Below are 20,058 nucleotides of genomic sequence, written 5' to 3' on the forward strand. Positions count from 1 at the left end.
GCGAAACGCATACCGGGAATGGAACCTCTGACATGAGTGAAGCCGCACGTCTGATATCGCCGGAAAAGCGGGGCGAAGACATCGATGCGACGCTCAGGCCGCAATCGCTGGACGAGTTTACCGGCCAGGCGGAAGCGCGCGCCAATCTGAAGGTCTTCATCGAAGCGGCCAAGGGCCGCGGTGAGGCGCTGGACCATGTGCTGTTCGTCGGCCCGCCCGGCCTCGGCAAGACGACGCTGGCGCAGATCATGGCAAAGGAACTCGGCGTCAATTTCCGCTCGACGTCCGGTCCGGTCATCGCCAAGGCGGGTGATCTTGCGGCGCTGCTCACCAATCTAGAAGAGCGGGACGTGCTCTTCATCGACGAAATCCATCGTCTCAATCCGGCTGTCGAGGAAATTCTTTATCCGGCGATGGAGGATTTCCAGCTCGATCTGATCATCGGCGAGGGCCCGGCGGCGCGTTCGGTGAAGATCGATCTCGCCAAGTTCACGCTGGTCGCCGCGACTACCCGCCTCGGCCTGCTGACAACGCCGCTGCGTGACCGTTTCGGCATTCCGGTGCGGTTGAGCTTCTATACGGTGGAGGAGCTGGAGCTGATCGTTCGGCGCGGTGCCAGGCTGATGGGCCTCGGTATGACCGACGAGGGCGCGCGCGAGATTGCAAGACGCGCTCGCGGCACGCCGCGCATTGCCGGCCGCTTGCTGCGTCGCGTGCGCGATTTCGCCGAAGTCGCCAAGGTCGAAGCGGTGACGCGCGAGATTGCCGACGAGGCCTTGACCCGGCTTCTCGTTGATAATGTTGGTTTCGACCAGCTCGACAAGCGCTACCTCAATATGATCGCGGTCAATTTTGGCGGCGGGCCTGTCGGTATCGAAACTATTGCAGCCGGGCTTTCCGAGCCGCGGGATGCCATCGAGGATATTATCGAGCCCTATATGATCCAGCAGGGCTTTATTCAGCGTACACCGCGCGGCCGTGTTTTGACCGCGATTGCCTGGAAACATCTCGGCATGCAGCCGCCCAAGGATTTGGAGGCCGCGCAGTTCGGGTTGTTCCGGGAGGAAGATTGAATGCTCGGCCGTCGTGCCTTCCTGAAGCTTTTCGGCGGCAGCATATTCGGATTGATGGCACTCGGGGGATATGCCCTCGGATACGAGCCGGTCGTTCGCCTTAACGTTACGCGTTATGCGCTGACTCCACCCGGATGGGCGCCTGGGCTCAAGCTCAGGATCGTCGCGCTTGCCGATTTCCATGCCTGCGAGCCGTGGATGAATGCCGAGCGCATTGCATCGATCTGTGCCCGCGCCAATGAGCTTGGTGGCGACATCATCTTGCTGCTCGGCGATTACACGTCAGGAACAGATCTCATTACCAACCGTGTCGATCATCGCATCTGGGCGGCAGAGCTCGCGAAGCTGAAGGCGCCGCTTGGCGTCCACGCCATTATCGGCAATCACGACTGGTGGCATGACGCGACCGCCCAGAGAACCGGTCATGGGCCGACATTCAGCCATCGGGCATTGGAAGCTGTCGGGATCGAAGTCTATTCCAATCGCGCGGCGCGCCTGGAGAAGAATGGACAAGGCTTCTGGCTTGCCGGCGTCGAGGACCAGTTGGCCTTGCGCCGCAGCATGCGCTGGAAGAGGCCGCTTACCAAAGGACTGGACGATCTCGGCGGCACGATGGCGCAGATCGGCGACGACGCACCGGTCATCCTTCTCGCCCATGAGCCAGATATCTTTCCTGCCGTTCCCCAGCGTGTCTCGCTCACTTTCTCGGGGCATACGCATGGCGGGCAGGTGAGGATTTTCGGCTGGTCGCCTTATTCGCCCTCGCGTTACGGTGACCGGTATGTTTATGGCCATATCGTCGAGGAGGAGCGCCATATTATCGTGTCCGGCGGCCTTGGCTGCTCCATCGCGCCGGTACGCTTCGGCGTGCCGCCTGAAATCGTCGTGATCGACGTGGGATAGGGATGATGTCGAAACGCAAGCTCATCAGATTGAATGCCGGTTCCCAGCGCTTCCAGATGCGCATCGCGGGGCTTGGATTTCGCGACGGCCATGTCCTGGTGCATCGCGCCGTGCATGAGACGTTTTGGACCTTTCCGGGCGGTCGGGCGGAGATCGGCGAGACCTCGGAGGAGACGTTACGGCGGGAAATGGTTGAGGAGCTTGGCGTCGAGGTTACGGTCAGGCGTCTGCTCTGGTCGGTCGAGAATTTCTTCCATTACGAAGAGATGGATTGGCATGAGCTCGGCCTCTATTACCTGATGGAGATTCCGGCGGATTTTCCCTTCGATCCCACGAAGATCGTGCATCGAATCCAGGATGGCGATGATGAGCTGGAGTTCAAATGGGTACGAGCGACGCGGGAAGCGCTGGTGGCGCTCGATATCCCGCCCTATTTCATCGCCGAAGAAATCGAAAACCTGCCGCTGATGTCTCGCCATCTCGTCTGGCGGGATGGTGATCTCGACAAGGCTTGACGAGGAGGCTTTATGTCCGCTTTCGATCCGGTTCGCAGCTTTCGCAAGCTTGCCTATAACAGCGCATTGGCGAATGTCCGACTGCATCGTGCCTGTGCGGCCCTGCGGCCCGGCGAATTTGAGGCCAAGCGCGTGAGCTTCTTTCCGTCGATCAAGGCAACCCTCAATCATATTCTGACGGTGGACTGGTTCTATGTCGATGCGCTGGAAGGCGGGACTCTGGGCCTCAAAGCTTTTGACATCGAGGAGCCCTATGATCGGCTGGACGAGCTGAGCCAGGAACAGGCCGATGTCGATCGCAGGCTGGTCGCGTTCTGCGAGGCGCTGACGCCGGAGACTGCGATGTGGATCATCGATATCCAACGCGACGGCCGCATCCAGCGCGAGAGGGCGGATGATGTGCTGAACCATCTGTTCCAGCATCAGACGCATCATCGCGGTCAGGTGCATGCCATGCTGGCCGGAACCAGCGTCGCGCCGCCGCAGCTCGACGAGTTCATCGTTTCAGACGATGCGCGCTTCAGGGGCGATGAATTGGCAGCGCTTGGTTGGGACGAAACGAAGCTGATGCGTTGATACCGGCCTTTTGGTGCGCCGATTTAGCCAGTGTCTCTATTGTTTGCTTGAGCAGGGCCTTTCCGCCGCCTCGCCAGCCAAGGGCTTGGATTTTTGACGTATCCATGACATTGACTGCGCCGCGCTCCGCTGGAACTGGCGGCGCGTGTGGACAGCCGGTTGCTGTCTGGAGATGGCTAAGGATCTCGCGCGTGTCGGTCAGAATATCCGACAAGTTGAAGGCCTCACCGTCCATGCGGCCGGCTTCTGTTTCCAGCAGAAGACGAACCGCACGACCGAGGTCGCGGCCGTGAACCTCGGTTCCTGACCGGAAAGGAACCGGCTTGCCATCCAGATAATCGTCGAACAGGTCATCCCATTTATTGGGCCGCAGGTCACCATAGACGCCCGTCGCCCTCAAGCTCGCGGTTATGAAACCGGGTGCGGACAGAGAAAAAAGTGCGTGTTCGGCGTCGCGCTTCACCTCGCCGTAGAGCGTGTTTGGCATCGGCTTGATCGCCTCGGTCAGCTCCTCTCCGGAAATCCCGTCTCCATAGACGGCGCGGGAGGAGAGAAAGATGCAGCGACGCATGCCGGCCTTCCGCGCCGTCTCGAACAACTTAACCGTCCCATTGAGATTGAGCCGGCGAAAGCCTTCCGGATCTTCCCCTTCGCCACCGCGATATTTACCGGCTACATGGCTAAAGGCGGCGTGCACAAAAAAATAGGCATCGTCGAAAGCGCCGCTCTGATTTCCCGTCGGATCAAGGCTTAAGGGGACAAAAGAGACAGGCTGCGAAAAGAGGCCCGAGGGAGGCGGATTGCGCCCGCCGATCGCAACCTTGTATCCGGCTGATAGCAGCTCTTCGGCGATGTATCGGCCGACGAGGCCTGTTCCGCCCGAGATGAGGACCTTCATGCCGCGGCCTGCGGATTTGTAAGTGTAGCGATATCGGGCAGGTTCCGGCCGGTATGGAAGCTATGCCACAGCTCGATCAGCGGTCTCAGCTGCTCGGCCTTGGGATGGTTTTCCTCCCAGGGCTTTTCATATTGATAGTGCAGGATCGAGACGCTGTTCCAGTTCCAGAGCTCAGGCATGCTGAACCAGACATATTGCAGCATGTTCATGAAGATGGGCAGTCCGTGCCAATCCGGGAAGAAGGCCTCGAGAAAGGTCTGGTCCGTGCGCCGCCAGAAGACGTCGGGGCGATCGAGCAGTTCCAGCATGTGCCGAAAGGTCGCAAGCGACGGCTTGGCGACGAAGACGCCGGAATTCAACCGATGGAAATCCGCAAGGCTTTCGTAGACGTTCGGTGCTGCCGAAAATTCCGGATAGTCGAAGAGCCTATCGACATTGCGCAGCACCAGAGCATCTGCATCGATGAAGACACAAGTGTCATATTCGATCAGCTGCCAGAGCCGCAGTTTGCAGAAATTGTCGAGCGGCGTGTGGAAGGAAGGCTTGCGACCCTTGGTAAAGGGGGCGGCGGTGTGCAGGTTGCCGCGGGCATGCCGCTCGTTGAAGGCATCCGACAAGGGAAGATGCTCGACTTCCACCAGCCGGCAGTCGAGTGCTGCCAATGGGGCGAGGTCGTTTTCGCTAACCCCTTCCGTATGCAGCACGACGATATCGGCCTTGGTGCCGCTGTGGACGATCGAGCGCGCCAGCGCAACGGCACCCATCGCGTAGTCGGCGTTCGTGACCAGTGTCACAAACGCCTGGCCGGCGCGGGGCCGGGTTTGCGGGCGCAATCCCTGCAGCATTTCGCTACCCGGCATCATGACACGGATTTCAACCTCTTGCCTTCGGGATCATGGTTGACCGTCGCGGCGAGATCCTTGGTCCAGGCGGAGATGGCCGGCACGCGCGAGCGGTCGACGCGATAGGCATATTTCTTGGCGACATCGACGATTTCGCCGAGGAGACCCGCCTCGAGTGTAATCGGCGCCAGGCCGAGATCGAGGAATTTGTCGTTCTTGACGATCAGCTCGTTCTCCGGAGCTTCCTTGCGCGGATTGGGCAGGCGCACGACTTCCGCGCCGCTCATCTTGGCGATCATCTCGGCGAGATCGCGCACGCGATGCGTTTCCGTCATCTGGTTGAAGATTTCGACGCGGGCGCCGCGGGCCGGCGGGTTCTTTAGCGCCAGTTCGATGCAGCGCACCGAGTCCTGGATATGGATGAAGGCGCGGGTCTGGCCGCCGGTGCCGTGTACGGTCAAGGGATAGCCGATCGCCGCCTGGATGAGGAAGCGGTTGAGCACCGTTCCATAGTCGCCGTCATAGTCGAAACGGTTGATCAATTGTTCGTGACGGCGCGTCTGCTCCGTATGGGTCCCCCAGACGATGCCCTGATGCAGATCGGTAATCCTCAGCCCGTCATTCTTGGCATAAAACTGAAAGAGCAGCTGATCGAGGCACTTCGTCATATGGTAGATGGAGCCAGGATTGGCCGGATAGAGGATCTCCTGGCTGACGGTGCGGCCATCGGTCGTCTCGATGCCGACCGGTAGATAGCCTTCGGGGATAGCGGCGCCGATCGTCGAATAGCCATAGACGCCCATCGTGCCGAGATGCACGAGATGCGAGTCGAGGTTGAGCTCGACGAGCGCGTTCAGGAGATTATGCGTGGCGTTGACGTTGTTGTTGACCGTGTAGTTCTTGTGCCGGTCGCTCTTCATCGAATAGGGGGCGGCGCGCTGCTCGGCGAAATGCACGATGGCATCGGGGCGATGCTCGGCCAGCCACTTCTTCAGGAGCTCATAGTCCTTGGCCAAATCGATCAGGTGGAAATGGATCCGGCGGCCAGTTTCGGCGTGCCATATGCGGGTGCGTTCCTGAATCGAATCCATCGGCGTCAGCGACTGGACACCCAGCTCGGTATCGATCCATCGGCGAGAGAGATTATCGAGGATGTGGATCTCATGACCGGCGTCGGAGAGGTGAAGAGAGGTTGGCCAACCGATGAATCCGTCACCGCCCATAACCGCAATTTTCATAGGATCTTCCTTCCATGCCGATCCGCTAGCCGGTGCGATTCCGGATAGTCGGAGTTTATGACAATTGTTCAAAGCTTGCTTGATGGCAGAACTTCGGCCAAAGAGGTGCCGGACATTCAAGGAGATGCGGCAACGATGAACAGCCCCTTTCTGATTGCTGGGGAACTGGAAGCCGGAAGCCACCGGCTGGTGCAGCGAGTCTACTATGAGGATACGGATTTTTCCGGGCTCGTCTATCACGCGCGCTACCTTCATTTCCTCGAGCGGGGACGCACGGACTATCTGCGTTGTCTCGGCGTGGAACAGCGTGAACTCCTGAATGCCGACGAGGAGGGGCTGGTTTTCGTTGTCCATCGCATGGAGATCGATTTCAAGGGGCCGGCGCGCATGGATGACGTGCTGACGATCCGGACCGTCACCGAAAAGGCTGGCGGCGCCAAGATGGTACTGTCCCAGGAGATCCGGCGCGACGATATGCTGCTGATAGCAGCCAAGGTCATCATCGCTGTCATCAACGCCAAGGGGCGCCCGCGCCGGCTGCCGGAAAAGCTGGCGGCACAGATGCTGACCGCATCGGAAAGTGCCGGTTGAACTCAAGTTCTCCTCGATCGGTGACGACGGTCTCGTCGAGGGCCGACGGTGATTGGCAACTGGCAGCTTGCAATAACTTGAGTTTTATGTGAAGGAATTCGCCGCGCAAGATTTGTCTGCGTTTGCCGCCGGTTTCGTCCGGTCAGTTCTTCCCTGGAGCTAGAATAACCTTCGCCGCCGTTAAATCCTTCATGTTTCGACGCTAACATTCTTTTAACCATAATAGTGTCTTACTGGTTATGTCGGAGTTTGTGCGGTGCACGCCTTCCTTTGACCAAATTTGACGGCAAGAAGGCAGTTGTAAGCTTGGAAGGCTTGACCAGGGCGTTCAGCGGCGGCTGCCAAACAATTCTTGTGAGATCACTTTTAGCCGCCCGGTCTAGCGCCGGGCGTTTGGATTCGGGGATTTTGGATCAATGGAACAAGTAGCACTGGCAGCGGCCACCACACCGGACATCACCCTCTGGTCGCTCTTCATGCAGGCGGGCCTGGTGGTCAAGCTCGTTATGATCGGCCTGCTGGCAGCGTCCGTATGGACCTGGGCGATCGTCATCGACAAATATCTGAGCTACGCGCGGGCACGCAGGCAGTTCGATCATTTCGAGCAGGTCTTCTGGTCTGGCCAGTCGCTCGAAGAGCTCTACCGCACGCTTTCGGAGCGCAACAATACGGGCCTCAGCGCCATCTTCGTCGCGGCCATGCGCGAATGGAAGAAATCCTTCGAGCGCGGCGCCCGTTCGCCGATCGGCCTGCAGATGCGTATCGACCGCGCCATGGACGTGACGCTCGCGCGTGAATCGGAACATCTGGTCGCCCGCCTGGGTTCGCTTGCCACCATCGGTTCGGCTGGCCCGTTCATCGGTCTCTTCGGCACCGTCGTTGGTATCATGACCTCGTTCCAGGCGATCGCCGGTTCGAAGTCGACCAACCTTGCGGTCGTTGCGCCGGGTATCGCCGAAGCGCTGCTCGCGACCGCCATCGGTCTGGTCGCGGCTATTCCCGCGGTTATCGCCTACAACAAGTTCTCGGCCGATGCCGGCAAGCTCTCGGGGCGCATGGAAGGTTTTGCGGATGAATTCTCCGCCATTCTTTCGCGTCAGATCGATGAGAAGCTGCAGCCGCGTCAGGCAGCACAGTAAGTAGCGGACAGAACCGGAGTAATTCACATGGCAATGTCTGTTGGAGGCAAGGGTGGCGGCGGTGGCCGCCGAGGCGGTCGTCGCGGCGGCGGCCGGGGCGGCCCGATCGCCGATATCAACGTGACGCCGCTGGTCGACGTCATGCTCGTGCTGCTGATCATCTTCATGGTGGCGGCGCCGATGATGACGTCGGGCGTGCCGATCGACCTGCCGCAAACGCAGGCGGGCGCGCTGAACGCCCAGACCCAGCCCATCACCATCTCGATCAAGGCAGATGGCCAGGTGTTCCTGCAGGAAACGCAGATCGACGTCGCCGAAATCGCCGCCAAGCTGCAGGCGATCGCGACCACGGGCTACAACGAACGCATTTTCGTGCGTGGCGACGGCAAGGCGCCCTACGGCGTAATTGCCGACGTCATGTCGCGCATCCAGGAAGCCGGTTACAAGAATATCGGCCTGGTTACGCAGCAGATAACGGACCACTGACGAACCGACATGAAGCGCAGTCTTGCTACCTCTGCTGTCATTCACATCCTGGTGCTGATCGGCGCCATGGTGACGCTGAGTGCGCCGGCGCCGCTTGAGACGCCGGAAAGCACGGCGATGGATGTCGATATCGTGACGGCGGATCAGCTGCAGCAGGGCGAAAAGAAGGCGCCGGTGACGGATCACGCCGCACGCAAGCCGACGACCAAGCAGGATCAGGTCGCCAACGCCCAGAATACCGGCGAGAACAAAGTCGACATCAAGAACCCGGTCGTGCCGACGCAAAGGCCGGAGAGCGAGACTGCGGCCCTGGCGCCGAAAAAGGTGGATGCGCCCGTTCCGCAGGACGATCCGAAGCCGAACGACGTCAAGACGATCGAACAGAAGGAAACGGAGGCTGCGCCCAAGGAAGTGGCCGCCATTCCGCAGCAGAAGCCGGATGTAGTGCCGACGCCGAAGCCCGATCCCACGCCGCCGACCCCGAAGGCCGACGCCACGCCGACCCCGCCGACGCCGCAGCCGACGGAGCAAGCTGAAATTCAGCTGCCAAACAACGTCCCTGTGCCGGATGTGAAGCCGCAGCCGACGCCGCCGAAGGCTGCCGAGCCGAAGCCGGAAGTAAAGCCGACGCCGAAGCCGGACGTGAAGGTCGCCGACGCCAAGCCGACGGACAAGACAACGACGCAGAGTACAAGCAAGACCACCTCGGCAGACGACGGCAAGAAGGACGCCGACAAGAAGCGCCAGACTCCAAAGGCCTCCAGCAAGGGCCTTGACGATGGTCTCGCCGATCAGATCAACGATCTTCTCAACAACACCTCGTCGAAAGGCGGCGCGAAGCGCTCATCGCAGCAGGCTTCCGCAGGCGCCGATACCCAGGTCGCTTCGCTTGGCGGCAAGAAGTCGCTTGGCGCCGGAAAGCTCAGCCAGAGCCAGCAGGACGGTTTGCGCGATCTGATCCAGAAATACTGGAACCTCCCACCCGGCCTTGAAGGCGCTGGCGACGTGCGAATCAAGGTGCACTTCAAGCTCGACAAATCCGGACAGATCGTCGGTCAGCCGGAAGCCACGACGAATGGCGGACCGGCTTCGACACAAGGTGCCATGCAATCTGCCGCTGTACGCGCGGTTCTTCGCGCGCAATCGGAGTTCATGACGATTCTTCCGGCGGACAAATATGAGGATTGGCAGGAAGTCGTCGTCAACTTCAGCGCAGCGGATCTGGGGATGTGATGCGGGGAGTGCGGCTTTTGACGAACCACTGTCCCCGTCTCGGCATGAGCTTGCTTGCGGCTTTGGGGATGATGTTGGCTAGTTCCATGTCGGTGCAGGCTGCAAGCCCTACGCAGCCGCATGAAAATTCGACCAGGGACAGTATCCGCTACGCCGTCGCGAGAAACTGGAACGTCGCTCCCGGCCTGGAGGGTGCGAAGCATGTCCGTGTCCATGTGCATCTCAAGCTCAGCCGAAGCGGAGAAATCGTGGGCGCGCCAAAGGTTACCGTAACCGGCGGTCCCAAGGCGACACAGCAAGCCATCGCGGCAAGCGCAATGCGAGCCGTGCTCCGGGCTGCCCCGCTCAAGAATCTGCCAACAGATCACTATGACGACTGGAAAGAAGTCACCCTCAACTTCGAACCGGCTCTCTGACGAATTAATGCTGAAAGGCTTGATACATATGATCAGAAACTCCCTCGTTCGTCTCCTGCTGGTGCTAGCAGGCTTGATGGCTGTGGCATCCACTCCGGCCTATGCCGTGGTCGAGCTCAACATCAACAAGGGCAACGTCCAGCCCATGCCGATCGCTATCACAGACCTTCTGTCGAATGATACGCTCGGCCCGCAGATCTCGAGCGTGATCGCCGCCGACCTGCAGCGCTCCGGACTGTTCGCTCCGATCAACAAGCAGGCCTTCATCGAGAAGATCACCAATCCGGATTCGACCCCGCGCTTCCAGGACTGGACCTCGATCAACGCGCAGGCTCTCGTGACCGGCCGCGTCACGCAGGAAGGCGGCCGCCTTCGCGCCGAATTCCGCCTCTGGGATACGTTCGGCAACAGCCAGATGATCGGCCAGCAGTTTTTCGCCCAGCCGGATAACTGGCGCCGTGTCGCGCATATCATCGCCGATGCGATCTATCAGAAGATCACCGGCGAAAAGGGCTATTTCGATACCCGCGTCGTTTTCGTCGCCGAAAGCGGCCCGAAGACGGCCCGCAAGACGCAGCTCGGCATCATGGATCAGGACGGCGCCAATGTGCGCATGCTGACCGACGGCAGTGACCTCGTGCTGACGCCACGCTTCTCGCCGAACCGGCAGGAAGTGACCTACATGTCTTTCGCCAACCAGCAGCCGCGCGTCTATCTGCTGCAGCTGCAGACGGGCCAGCGCGAACTGGTCGGCAACTTCCCCGGCATGACCTTTTCGCCGCGCTTCTCGCCGGACGGGCAGCGCGTGATCATGAGTCTGCAGCAGGAAGGCAATGCCAATATCTACACGATGGACCTGCGCTCGCGCACCACGACACGCCTGACCTCGACGGCCGCGATCGATACCTCGCCGTCCTATTCGCCCGATGGCACGCAGGTTGCCTTCGAAAGCGACCGCGGTGGACAGCCGCAGATCTATGTCATGAATGCCGATGGCTCCAACCAGCGCCGCATCTCGTTTGGTAACGGCTCCTACTCCACGCCGGTTTGGTCGCCGCGCGGTGATCTCATCGCCTTCACCAAGCGTGCCGGCGGCAATTTTTCCATCGGTGTCATGAAGCCGGACGGTTCCGGTGAGCGAATCCTGACCTCCGGCTCCTACAGCGAGGGACCGACCTGGGCGCCAAACGGCCGCGTCATCATGTTCTTCCGCGCGCCGTCCGGCGCAAGCGGGCCGCAAATTTATTCGATCGACCTGACCGGTTATAACGAACAGAAGATCCCGACGCCGGGCTTCGCTTCGGACCCGGCATGGTCGCCGCTTCTCGAGTAATGAAGGGCTCGCCACTTTATCGCCGCAAAGTCCTGTGACTGGACCGTTTGGCGACAATTTTAGGACATCATTAACCATACTTGTTGGAATCGGATTAACCGAACCCGGTTACAGTCTGGCAACCCTGATAGAGACTTATAGGAGAGACCGGCCATGAGCCGTACCGCAACCCAGGCCGTTGGCCACATGCAAAACCTCGCACGCAACCCGATCATGATCGCGCTTTTCGTCGGCCTTTCTCTGGCTGGCTGCGCTTCCAAGAAGGGTCTGCCGAACGATGCCAACGGTCTTGGCCTGAACGGTGCCGGCAATGCTACTCCGGGCTCGCCGCAGGACTTCACGGTCAATGTCGGCGACCGCGTTTTCTTCGTTGTTGATAGCTCCTCCATCAGCTCCGAAGCTGCCCAGACGCTCGATCGTCAGGCCCAGTGGCTCGCCCGTTATCCGAACTACTCCATCACGGTCGAAGGTCATGCCGACGAGACCGGCACGCGCGAGTACAACCTTGCTCTTGGCGCACGTCGCGCAGCAGCTGCGAAAAACTACCTCGCTTCGCGCGGTGTTCCCGCGAACCGCATGAAGACGATTTCCTACGGCAAGGAGCGCCCGGTCGCTACTTGCGACAACGAATCCTGCTGGTCGCAGAACCGCCGCGCTGTCACCGTGCTCAACGGCGCCGGCTCCTGATAGGCGAAGAAAGACTGATCGAAATGCAAAAGGCGGCCTCCTGGCCGCCTTTACTTTTTTGACCACACTTTGGCCGAACTCCGTTGCTTTTTGAGAGTAATTGTAAAAATCTCCTGTTCGAGCCCTCCGGCCCGAAGAATCAATAGGACAGGACGATCCATATGAAAAAACTTGTCGTGGCGAGCATGCTTTGTCTCGCTGCCGTCGTGGGTAGCGAACGCGATGCTTCTGCCTTGTCGTTGTTCGGAATCCATCTCGGGGGCCGCGAGGCTTCCGCGCAATCGGCTTCCGGCAATTCCCAAAGACAAGCACAATACGGCCAGGCGCCGGTCATCAACGTTCAAAACAGCGATGCCGAAGTTCGCCTGCAGCAGCTTGAGGACCAGATGCGCCAGCTGAATGGCCGTGTCGAGGAAATGAGCTATCAGCTGTTGCAGATGCAGGAGACGATCCGCAAGGCGCAGGAAGACAATGAATTCCGCTTCCAGCAGCTTGAAAAGCGCGGCGGCGGTGCTGCGCCGGCTGCCGGTGGGACGATGAAGAAGAGCGAGGCCGACGTGCCCGCGCAGAGCGGCGGCCAGCAGGACGATATTGCCGGCGTCATTACCGATTCGCAGAACGGCAGCGCCGCGCCGCGCGGCGCCGGCGGTGGCAAGCCGCCGAGCCAGCTTGGCTCTATCCAGTTCGACCAGAGCGGCGATCAGATCGGTTCCTCGATGACGGGGGCCAACAATGGTTCGGGCGCGCCGCCAAGCGCGGGCTCCGGCTCGCAGACGGCTTCGCTCGGCAGCGAGAACGACCAATACAAGGCTGCCTACGGTCATGTCCTGTCCGGCGACTATAGCGTCGCCGAACAGGAGTTCCGTCAGTATCTCGACAGCTACCCGAGCAGCTCCCGGGCTGCGGATGCGAATTTCTGGCTCGGCGAAGCGCTTTATTCGCAAGGCAAGTATAACGAGGCCGCCAAGACTTTTCTAAATGCGCATCAGAAATATAGCACCTCCGAAAAGGCGCCCGAAATGCTGCTGAAGCTCGGCATGTCGCTCGCGGCGCTCGACAACAAGGACACGGCCTGCGCCACGCTTCGCGAAGTGACCAAGCGTTATCCCAAGGCCTCCAAGGCTGTGACCGGCAAGGTTGCCAGCGAAGAGAAGCGGCTTGCCTGCTGATTGCCATGCCCATTGACGCTGTGACCAGCGGTGCCACAGTCCTGATGCCCGAAGCCGCCGCGACGGAATTTCTTCATTCTCTTTCGAAGCCTGCTCATGTTCTGGTCGCCGTTTCCGGCGGCAGTGATTCCACCGGGCTTCTGATTGCCCTTGCCGAGCGGCTGAAATCTCATCCTCACAAAGATATTACTCTGAGCGCTGCGACCATCGATCATGGTCTGCGCGCCGCAGCAGCAGATGAGGCGCGCGAGGTCGCGGCATTCTGTGCTTCGCGCGGCATTCCGCATTTCGTCCGCCGCTGGGAGGGGGAAAAGCCCGAGACCGGCATCATGGCGGCTGCGCGTGAAGCGCGCTACGGATTGCTCGCAGACCTGGCCTCCGATATTTCGGCCGATGTGATCGTAACAGCCCATACGCTTGATGATCAGCGCGAGACGATGGCGATGCGCAGCGCGCGCCGCGGGCAGGGCGGTCATGGCACAGGCATTGCTGATGCGGTCTTGTTCGATCGGCGCATCTGGATCGTCAGGCCGTTTCTCGCCTGTCGGCGGGCGGATATCAGGACCTTTCTCGGGAGGCATGGCCTATCCTGGTTCGACGACCCGAGCAATGAGGATATAAAATACGAGCGTGTGCGTACGCGCAGAGATCTCCAAGCGGAGCCGATGGCTGGTGTGCCTGTGGATATCGGCGCCGATCGCGCAGCTCTTTCCGAGAGAGCGGCTGCATGGCTCGATGATTGGGTCACAATTCACGCACAGGCGTCTTGTGTCATCGATCGAGCCAGACTTTCGGCGGATCGGGCAGCTGTCGCTTATGCGCTTTCCTATCTTGCTGCCGTCTTCGGCGGCAAGGCGTATGCGCCTGGACATGTGCAAATGGAGCGCGTTCTCGAATTTGTGAACAGTGCCAGCCCCGGTCGACGTACGGCCGGCGGCGTGGTCTTCGACCTCAGGCGCGATGGACTCTATCTTATGCGGGAAAGCCGCAATATCGCGCCGCTGAGGCTGTTGCCGGGCGAGAAAGGCATTTGGGACGGTCGTTTCGAGATCAGTAATTCGGGCAACGCCCCGGTTCGGATTGTCGCAGCAGGCACGGAAAATATGATTATTTTTCCGGCGACTATGCCGAAGGGCGTGGTGCTGCGCGCCCGGGCGGCGATGCCGCTCGCGGTGACGGAAGGGGAGGCAAAGGCGGCAGCGGTGACGGTTGTGCCCTATCTTGCGCCCTTCGACCGCTTTTTGACACGATTTGACCTCACATTCGCCAATCGCCTTTCTGCGGCCTTTGGCCGCGAAGCCTATATGCGGCTGCCGCTTTCGGTCCTATAGACGGAAAAAACATGCGGCGATGCGGTTTGCCTTGGCAAGGGCTTGGCGCAACCCTATGTTAGGGATCAAGTAATGCCGTCGCTCAAGCGGCGGAAGTTTCAGTGCTGGGGAGTTCGATGAACCCTAATTTTCGTAATTTCGCTCTGTGGGCAATCATAGCTCTGCTGTTGATTGCCCTGTTCAGCATGTTTCAGAACGCGCCGGCACAAACAGGCTCCAGGGAAATACCGTATTCGCAGTTCCTCCGGGAAGTGGATTCCGGTCGTGTTCGTGACGTGACCGTCACGGGCAACCGCGTTGTCGGCAGCTATGTCGAAAACGGAACGCCTTTCCAGACCTATGCTCCGGTCGTGGATGACAGCCTGCTTGAACGCCTGCAAAGCAAGAACGTCAACATCGTCGGCCGTCCGGAATCGGATGGCTCCTCGAGCTTCCTGAGCTATCTCGGCACGCTGCTGCCGATGCTCCTGATCCTCGGCGTCTGGCTGTTCTTCATGCGGCAGATGCAGGGCGGCTCGCGCGGCGCCATGGGCTTTGGCAAGTCGAAGGCAAAGCTTCTGACGGAGGCACATGGCCGCGTCACCTTCGATGACGTCGCCGGCGTCGACGAAGCCAAGCAGGATCTGGAAGAAATCGTCGAATTCCTGCGCGATCCGCAGAAGTTCCAGCGCCTCGGCGGTCGTATTCCGCGCGGCGTGCTGCTTGTCGGACCTCCCGGTACCGGTAAGACGCTTCTGGCGCGCGCCATCGCCGGCGAAGCCAACGTGCCGTTCTTCACCATTTCCGGTTCCGACTTCGTCGAAATGTTCGTCGGCGTCGGTGCAAGCCGTGTCCGTGACATGTTCGAGCAGGCCAAGAAGAATGCGCCTTGCATCATCTTCATTGACGAAATCGATGCCGTCGGCCGTCATCGTGGTGCCGGTCTCGGCGGTGGCAACGACGAACGCGAACAGACGCTCAACCAGCTGCTGGTCGAGATGGACGGCTTCGAAGCCAATGAAGGCATCATCCTGATCGCCGCGACCAACCGTCCCGACGTTCTCGACCCCGCGCTGCTGCGTCCGGGCCGTTTCGACCGTCAGGTTGTGGTGCCGAACCCGGATATCGTCGGCCGCGAGCGCATCCTCAAGGTTCACGCTCGCAACGTGCCGCTGGCTCCGAATGTCGATCTCAAGACGCTTGCCCGCGGTACGCCCGGTTTCTCCGGTGCGGATCTGATGAACCTCGTCAATGAAGCCGCTCTTATGGCCGCCCGCCGCAACAAGCGACTGGTGACGATGCAGGAATTCGAAGACGCCAAGGACAAGATTATGATGGGCGCCGAGCGTCGCTCTTCGGCCATGACCGAGGCGGAAAAGAAGCTCACCGCCTATCACGAAGCCGGTCACGCGATTACGGCGCTCAATGTCGCTGTCGCAGATCCGCTGCACAAGGCGACGATCATTCCGCGCGGCCGTGCGCTTGGCATGGTCATGCAGCTCCCCGAGGGCGACCGCTACTCGATGAGCTACAAGTGGATGGTGTCGCGCCTCTGCATCATGATGGGCGGCCGCGTTGCCGAGGAGCTGACCTTCGGCAAGGAGAACATCACCTCCGGCGCATCCTCCGATATTGAGCAGGCGACCAAGCTTGCCCGTGCGATGGTCACGCAGTGGGGTTTCTCCGACGAGCTCGGCCAGGTCGCCTATGGCGAGAACCAGCAGGAAGTCTTCCTCGGCCACTCCGTTTCGCAATCCAAGAACGTTTCGGAAGCGACGGCTCAGAAGATCGATAACGAGGTTCGCCGTCTGATCGACCAAGCCTATCAGCAGGCCAAGGATATCCTTACCTCCAAGCACGATGAGTTCGTCGCACTGGCGGAAGGCCTGCTCGAATATGAGACGTTGACGGGCGAGGAAATCAAGGCGCTGATCCGCGGCGAAAAGCCGGCGCGCGACCTCGGTGACGATACGCCGCCGAGCCGTGGTTCGGCCGTCCCGAAGACCGGCGCCAAGAAGGACGGTTCAGTCGGTGCCAAGGGCGATGAACCCGAAGGCGGTTTCGAACCACAGCCGCGCTAAAGGCGCGAGGCGTTCAATCTCGGTTGAGAGGCCAGCCACCTGTTTCAGGTGACTGGCCTTTTGTTTCGGAGAGGGCAGAAAGGCGTAACGCTTCCGATGTTGATCAGCCCTTGTGGCAACTGGCGGGTGGGCAAAGTAATGCGGAGGCAGTAGGCTGTGAATTGGACTATTGTCGGTCTCGACCTGGTACGGTTTTTTAGTGCTTATTAATGGTAACGCGTTGTAATAGGCGTTCTCGGTAATTTAAGTGCCGAGTTTTACAATCTGTGGCATGAGCCACAAGCATCGATGTTTGCAGTGTCGCTTGCTTTGGGGCGGCGATATCGATGCCGCTGCAGTCCCGATGAGGACGCGGCAACGACAGGAGTGCATATGAAACGTCGTTATTTCGGAACTGACGGAATTCGCGGTCAATCCAATATCTATCCGATGACGCCGGATCTTGCCATGCGCGTAGGTATCGCTGCCGGCACGATCTTCCATCGAGGCAGCCATCGCCATCGCGTCGTTATCGGCAAGGATACGCGCCTTTCCGGCTATATGCTGGAAAATGCCATGGTGGCGGGATTTACCGCGGCCGGTGTCGATGCCTTCGTTCTCGGCCCTATCCCGACACCCGCTGTCGCCATGCTGACGCGCTCGCTGCGCGCCGATATCGGCGTGATGATCTCTGCCTCGCACAATCCCTACGAGGATAACGGCATCAAGCTTTTCGGGCCGGATGGTTACAAGCTCTCCGATGATCTGGAAATGAGAATCGAGGAGATGCTCGACAAGGACATGTCGGAGCATCTTGCCAAGTCGGAGAATATCGGTCGCGCCAAGCGTATCGATGGCGTGCATGACCGTTATATCGAACATGCCAAGCGCACGCTGCCGCGCGATGTGACGCTGCAGGGTCTGCGGATCGCCATCGACTGTGCCAACGGCGCCGCCTACAAGGTCGCTCCGGCCGCTCTTTGGGAGCTCGGCGCCGACGTCGTCACCATCGGCAATGAGCCGAATGGCACGAATATCAATCTGAACTGCGGCTCCACCAGCCCCGTTGCCCTGCAGAAAAAGGTGGACGAAGTCCGCGCCGATATCGGTATCGCGCTCGATGGGGATGCCGACCGTGTCATCATCGTCGATGAGACCGGCACGATCATCGACGGCGACCAGCTGATGGCCGTCATTGCCGAAAGCTGGGCCGAGAGCCAGACGCTGCGCGGCAATGGTATTGTCGCAACCGTGATGTCCAATCTCGGCCTCGAGCGCTTCCTGGACGATCGTGGCATGTCGCTTGCGCGCACGGCCGTCGGCGACCGCTATGTCGTCGAGCATATGCGCCAGCACAATTACAATGTCGGCGGCGAGCAGTCCGGCCACATCGTATTGTCCGACTATGGCACGACGGGCGACGGCCTCGTGGCTGCGCTGCAGATCCTTGCTGCGGTGAAGCGCACGGGCAAGCCGGTCAGTGAAGTCTGTCGCCGTTTCGAACCGGTACCGCAGCTGCTGCGCAATGTCCGCATTTCCGGCGGCAAGCCACTGGAGGACATTCAGGTGCGCCAGGCAATTGCCGATGCGGAAAGCGAGCTTTCCCGCAACGGCCGTCTGGTGATCCGCCCTTCCGGCACCGAGCCCCTGATCCGCGTCATGGCGGAAGGCGACGATCGCGGCCAGATCGAACGTATCGTCGGCGGACTGATCGACGTGATCTCGAATGTGCGTTCGGCCGCTTGAGCAAACGAAAGAAGTAATTCCGGAATAATACTATGGCCGCCTCGTCGAGGCGGCCATAGTATTTTCAGTTTCGGCATGATGGTCAGCCTACTGGAACATTTCTCCGGGATAGGCGCCCCAAAGCTTGTCCTGCCTGACATAGCCTCTGGCGGAATGCTCCCGGACCGAAACACGACACCAGGTCCCAGTGCAGGATTGCAGCGAGACCAGTACGCGCGGCTGCAGCTCCGCGATTGCCTTGGCGGCGGGATTCGGATCGGTGCGCAGCATGGCATTCTTCGTCAGCCACGGGGCGACTACGGCCGTCCGTGTTCCGGAGAGCAGGGCGCTGTGCATCCAGCCGGTCACTCCGGTATCATCGCGCACCTGTCGCCAATGGCCATATTCGTCGATGATTTCCAAGGGAAGACCCGGCTTCATATAGATCCATTTCGTGGCATAGATCGTCGAAGGCCCGACGCGCATGCGCGCCTTATGAGCTCGGAGCGAAACGTAGCGCGGGATCGGCAAGCCCGTCTCGCGCCCTTTGTTCCAAGCAGTGGCCGTGGCTGCCGCCGGCTTGACCGGCATCGTGCCTGCCAGTGTGACGGAGCTCAAGAAGATAAGAGCAAGGCCCAGGCCGGCCCATATTGTTCGACGGTAAGTCAGCGACTTCCTCCTGAATTATCTCCCGGCCGAAGCACTGTAATGGTTTGTTTCTTGCCAATTGGTTTAGAGGGTCGGGCCTGGCTTTGTGCCCGGACGCTGTGTTCCTGTGAGGAAATAGAGGAAGCGGGTAATCGTATCCCATTCTCTTTATTTAAAAATCAATGTTCTCTAATATATAAAATAAAGTATAATTTCTGAATAAACAGGGTAAATATTCGTAGTTAATCAGGTTTTAACTCCTTTTCATCATTATCCCTGTCATGTCTTTTCAATTGGCAAGCATTTGCTGTGCCAAGGGCAAGAAATTTGGAGCCAAAGCCATGATGAAAACCCTGATAGGGGCACTTGCCACTTTGCTTGTTGGCACGTCGGCCTTTTCTGCTGATCTCTATACACCGGAACCGGTTCAGCCGGCGCCGGAAGTGACCGTCGCCCAATCCAGCGGCTGGTATCTGCGCGGCGATGTCGGCTATGCCTTCACGAACCTGCGCGGTGCCAACTACTTCCAGGGCTCCAATTCCAGCCTGGTCGATTTCGATCGTGCGAAGCTGGACGGCAATGTCACGCTCGGCGGCGGTGTCGGTTACCAGATCAACAACTACCTGCGCACGGACTTGACGCTCGATTATCTCTTCAAGTCCGACTTCAAGGGCTCCACGAAGGGCGATTGCGGCGCCTGCGGCCCGGGCTTTACTCCGACCGCGGCGACCTCTCGCGATCTCGCTTCGCTGACGGCCTATAGCTTGCTTGCCAACGCTTATGTCGATCTCGGCACTTACGGCATCTTCACCCCCTATGTCGGTGGCGGTCTCGGCGGCACCTATGTCAAGTGGAGCAATCTGAAGAACACGTCGTGCTCGGACGCCAACCCGGATTCCTGCGACGGCTCGGTCACGCATAATGGCCGCGGCAGCTGGCGCTTCACCTATGCGCTGATGGCCGGTACATCCATCGACCTGAGCTGCAATCTCAAGGCCGATGTTGGCTATCGCTACCGTCACGTTCAAGGCGGCGACATGTTCGGCTATAACGAGAATGGCGGTCCTGGCTACGACAAGGGTCTGAACCTGCACGAAGCCCGCATCGGTGCCCGCTACACCTTCGGCGGCTGCCAGACCGCAAGCTACATGCCGCCGGCCGATATCCCGGTTCAGCCGTCGGTCTACAAGTAAGCAATATCCAATCCACGTTATTA

The 20,058-nt window shown here is 59.8% G+C and carries 20 protein-coding genes; 16 read left to right on the forward strand and 4 right to left on the reverse strand.

Features of this window, described 5'->3' with window-relative positions; genetic code table 11:
* Positions 1-32 precede the first annotated feature (32 nt).
* The 4 genes from ruvB to FBZ99_RS06395 are packed head-to-tail and all read left to right on the forward strand — an operon-like array spanning position 33 to position 3,067.
* The gene (gene ruvB / locus FBZ99_RS06380) at positions 33-1,073 is read left to right on the forward strand and encodes a Holliday junction branch migration DNA helicase RuvB (RefSeq protein ID WP_113250509.1); all 1,041 of its coding nucleotides are present in this window, start codon (positions 33-35) and stop codon (positions 1,071-1,073) included.
* Positions 1,074-1,976 carry a metallophosphoesterase gene (locus tag FBZ99_RS06385; protein WP_145632011.1) on the forward strand — a complete coding sequence of 301 codons (903 nt, stop codon included), beginning with the start codon at positions 1,074-1,076 and terminating at the stop codon, positions 1,974-1,976.
* 5 nt (positions 1,977-1,981) lie between these two features.
* On the forward strand, positions 1,982-2,491 hold the full coding sequence (locus tag FBZ99_RS06390) for an NUDIX hydrolase (protein WP_173002430.1): 510 nt from the start codon (positions 1,982-1,984) through the stop codon (positions 2,489-2,491).
* Between the two features lie 12 nt (positions 2,492-2,503).
* Positions 2,504-3,067 (forward strand): DinB family protein, encoded by a 564-nt coding sequence (locus FBZ99_RS06395; protein WP_145632013.1) that lies wholly within the window; start codon positions 2,504-2,506, stop codon positions 3,065-3,067.
* Here FBZ99_RS06395 and FBZ99_RS06400 read toward each other — a convergent pair.
* From FBZ99_RS06400 to FBZ99_RS06410, 3 genes are read right to left on the reverse strand one after another with little or no spacing between them, the layout of a single operon-like run.
* On the reverse strand, positions 3,012-3,965 hold the full coding sequence (locus tag FBZ99_RS06400; protein ID WP_145632015.1) for an NAD-dependent epimerase/dehydratase family protein: 954 nt from the start codon (positions 3,963-3,965) through the stop codon (positions 3,012-3,014). The genes FBZ99_RS06395 and FBZ99_RS06400 overlap by 56 nt on opposite strands.
* A complete protein-coding gene (locus FBZ99_RS06405) occupies positions 3,962-4,825 on the reverse strand; it encodes a glycosyltransferase (RefSeq protein WP_233788681.1) in 864 nt (287 codons plus the stop codon). Before FBZ99_RS06405 ends, FBZ99_RS06400 begins: the two co-directional genes overlap by 4 nt.
* Positions 4,825-6,045 carry an NAD-dependent epimerase/dehydratase family protein gene (locus FBZ99_RS06410; RefSeq protein ID WP_145632017.1) on the reverse strand — a complete coding sequence of 407 codons (1,221 nt, stop codon included), beginning with the start codon at positions 6,043-6,045 and terminating at the stop codon, positions 4,825-4,827. The genes FBZ99_RS06405 and FBZ99_RS06410 overlap by 1 nt, the downstream gene beginning before the upstream one ends.
* Before the next feature lie 135 nt (positions 6,046-6,180).
* Here FBZ99_RS06410 and ybgC point away from each other — a divergent pair, with 135 nt between their 5' ends.
* From ybgC to glmM, 11 genes are all read left to right on the forward strand, one after another.
* Positions 6,181-6,636: a tol-pal system-associated acyl-CoA thioesterase gene (ybgC, locus tag FBZ99_RS06415; RefSeq protein WP_069611881.1), complete on the forward strand. Its 456-nt coding sequence runs from the start codon at positions 6,181-6,183 to the stop codon at positions 6,634-6,636.
* A 416-nt stretch (positions 6,637-7,052) separates the two neighbouring features.
* Positions 7,053-7,775: a protein TolQ gene (gene tolQ / locus FBZ99_RS06420; RefSeq protein WP_047629119.1), complete on the forward strand. Its 723-nt coding sequence runs from the start codon at positions 7,053-7,055 to the stop codon at positions 7,773-7,775.
* 27 nt (positions 7,776-7,802) lie between these two features.
* Complete coding sequence (tolR, locus tag FBZ99_RS06425) at positions 7,803-8,261, forward strand: protein TolR (protein ID WP_069611827.1); 459 nt, start codon at positions 7,803-7,805, stop codon at positions 8,259-8,261.
* A gap of 9 nt (positions 8,262-8,270) precedes the next feature.
* Positions 8,271-9,494: a hypothetical protein gene (locus FBZ99_RS06430; RefSeq protein WP_113395227.1), complete on the forward strand. Its 1,224-nt coding sequence runs from the start codon at positions 8,271-8,273 to the stop codon at positions 9,492-9,494.
* 86 nt (positions 9,495-9,580) lie between these two features.
* Complete coding sequence (locus FBZ99_RS06435; RefSeq protein WP_113330345.1) at positions 9,581-9,910, forward strand: cell envelope integrity protein TolA; 330 nt, start codon at positions 9,581-9,583, stop codon at positions 9,908-9,910.
* A 28-nt stretch (positions 9,911-9,938) separates the two neighbouring features.
* Complete coding sequence (tolB, locus tag FBZ99_RS06440; protein WP_069611824.1) at positions 9,939-11,243, forward strand: Tol-Pal system beta propeller repeat protein TolB; 1,305 nt, start codon at positions 9,939-9,941, stop codon at positions 11,241-11,243.
* A gap of 153 nt (positions 11,244-11,396) precedes the next feature.
* Positions 11,397-11,930: a peptidoglycan-associated lipoprotein Pal gene (gene pal / locus FBZ99_RS06445; protein WP_069611823.1), complete on the forward strand. Its 534-nt coding sequence runs from the start codon at positions 11,397-11,399 to the stop codon at positions 11,928-11,930.
* A 161-nt stretch (positions 11,931-12,091) separates the two neighbouring features.
* Positions 12,092-13,099, forward strand: coding sequence for a tol-pal system protein YbgF (gene ybgF / locus FBZ99_RS06450; protein ID WP_069611822.1), 1,008 nt, complete (start codon positions 12,092-12,094; stop codon positions 13,097-13,099).
* Positions 13,100-13,104: 5 nt separating this feature from the next.
* Entirely contained in the window at positions 13,105-14,430 is a 1,326-nt protein-coding gene (tilS, locus tag FBZ99_RS06455; RefSeq protein WP_145632019.1) for a tRNA lysidine(34) synthetase TilS, read from the forward strand.
* A gap of 116 nt (positions 14,431-14,546) precedes the next feature.
* Positions 14,547-16,490, forward strand: a complete 1,944-nt coding sequence (ftsH, locus tag FBZ99_RS06460) for an ATP-dependent zinc metalloprotease FtsH (RefSeq protein WP_113330342.1) — start codon at positions 14,547-14,549, stop codon at positions 16,488-16,490.
* 372 nt (positions 16,491-16,862) lie between these two features.
* Positions 16,863-18,215: a phosphoglucosamine mutase gene (gene glmM / locus FBZ99_RS06465; RefSeq protein WP_145632022.1), complete on the forward strand. Its 1,353-nt coding sequence runs from the start codon at positions 16,863-16,865 to the stop codon at positions 18,213-18,215.
* 87 nt (positions 18,216-18,302) lie between these two features.
* On the opposite strand, the gene FBZ99_RS06470 is transcribed toward glmM, so the two are convergent.
* The gene (locus FBZ99_RS06470; protein WP_233788675.1) at positions 18,303-18,785 is read right to left on the reverse strand and encodes an SH3 domain-containing protein; all 483 of its coding nucleotides are present in this window, start codon (positions 18,783-18,785) and stop codon (positions 18,303-18,305) included.
* Between the two features lie 398 nt (positions 18,786-19,183).
* On the opposite strand from FBZ99_RS06470, the gene FBZ99_RS06475 reads away from it, so the two are divergent.
* Positions 19,184-20,035 (forward strand): outer membrane protein, encoded by an 852-nt coding sequence (locus tag FBZ99_RS06475; protein ID WP_069611818.1) that lies wholly within the window; start codon positions 19,184-19,186, stop codon positions 20,033-20,035.
* Positions 20,036-20,058 lie beyond the last annotated feature (23 nt).

The sequence above is a fragment of the Rhizobium sp. ERR 1071 genome (assembly GCF_007828675.1).
GTDB lineage: Bacteria > Pseudomonadota > Alphaproteobacteria > Rhizobiales > Rhizobiaceae > Rhizobium > Rhizobium dioscoreae.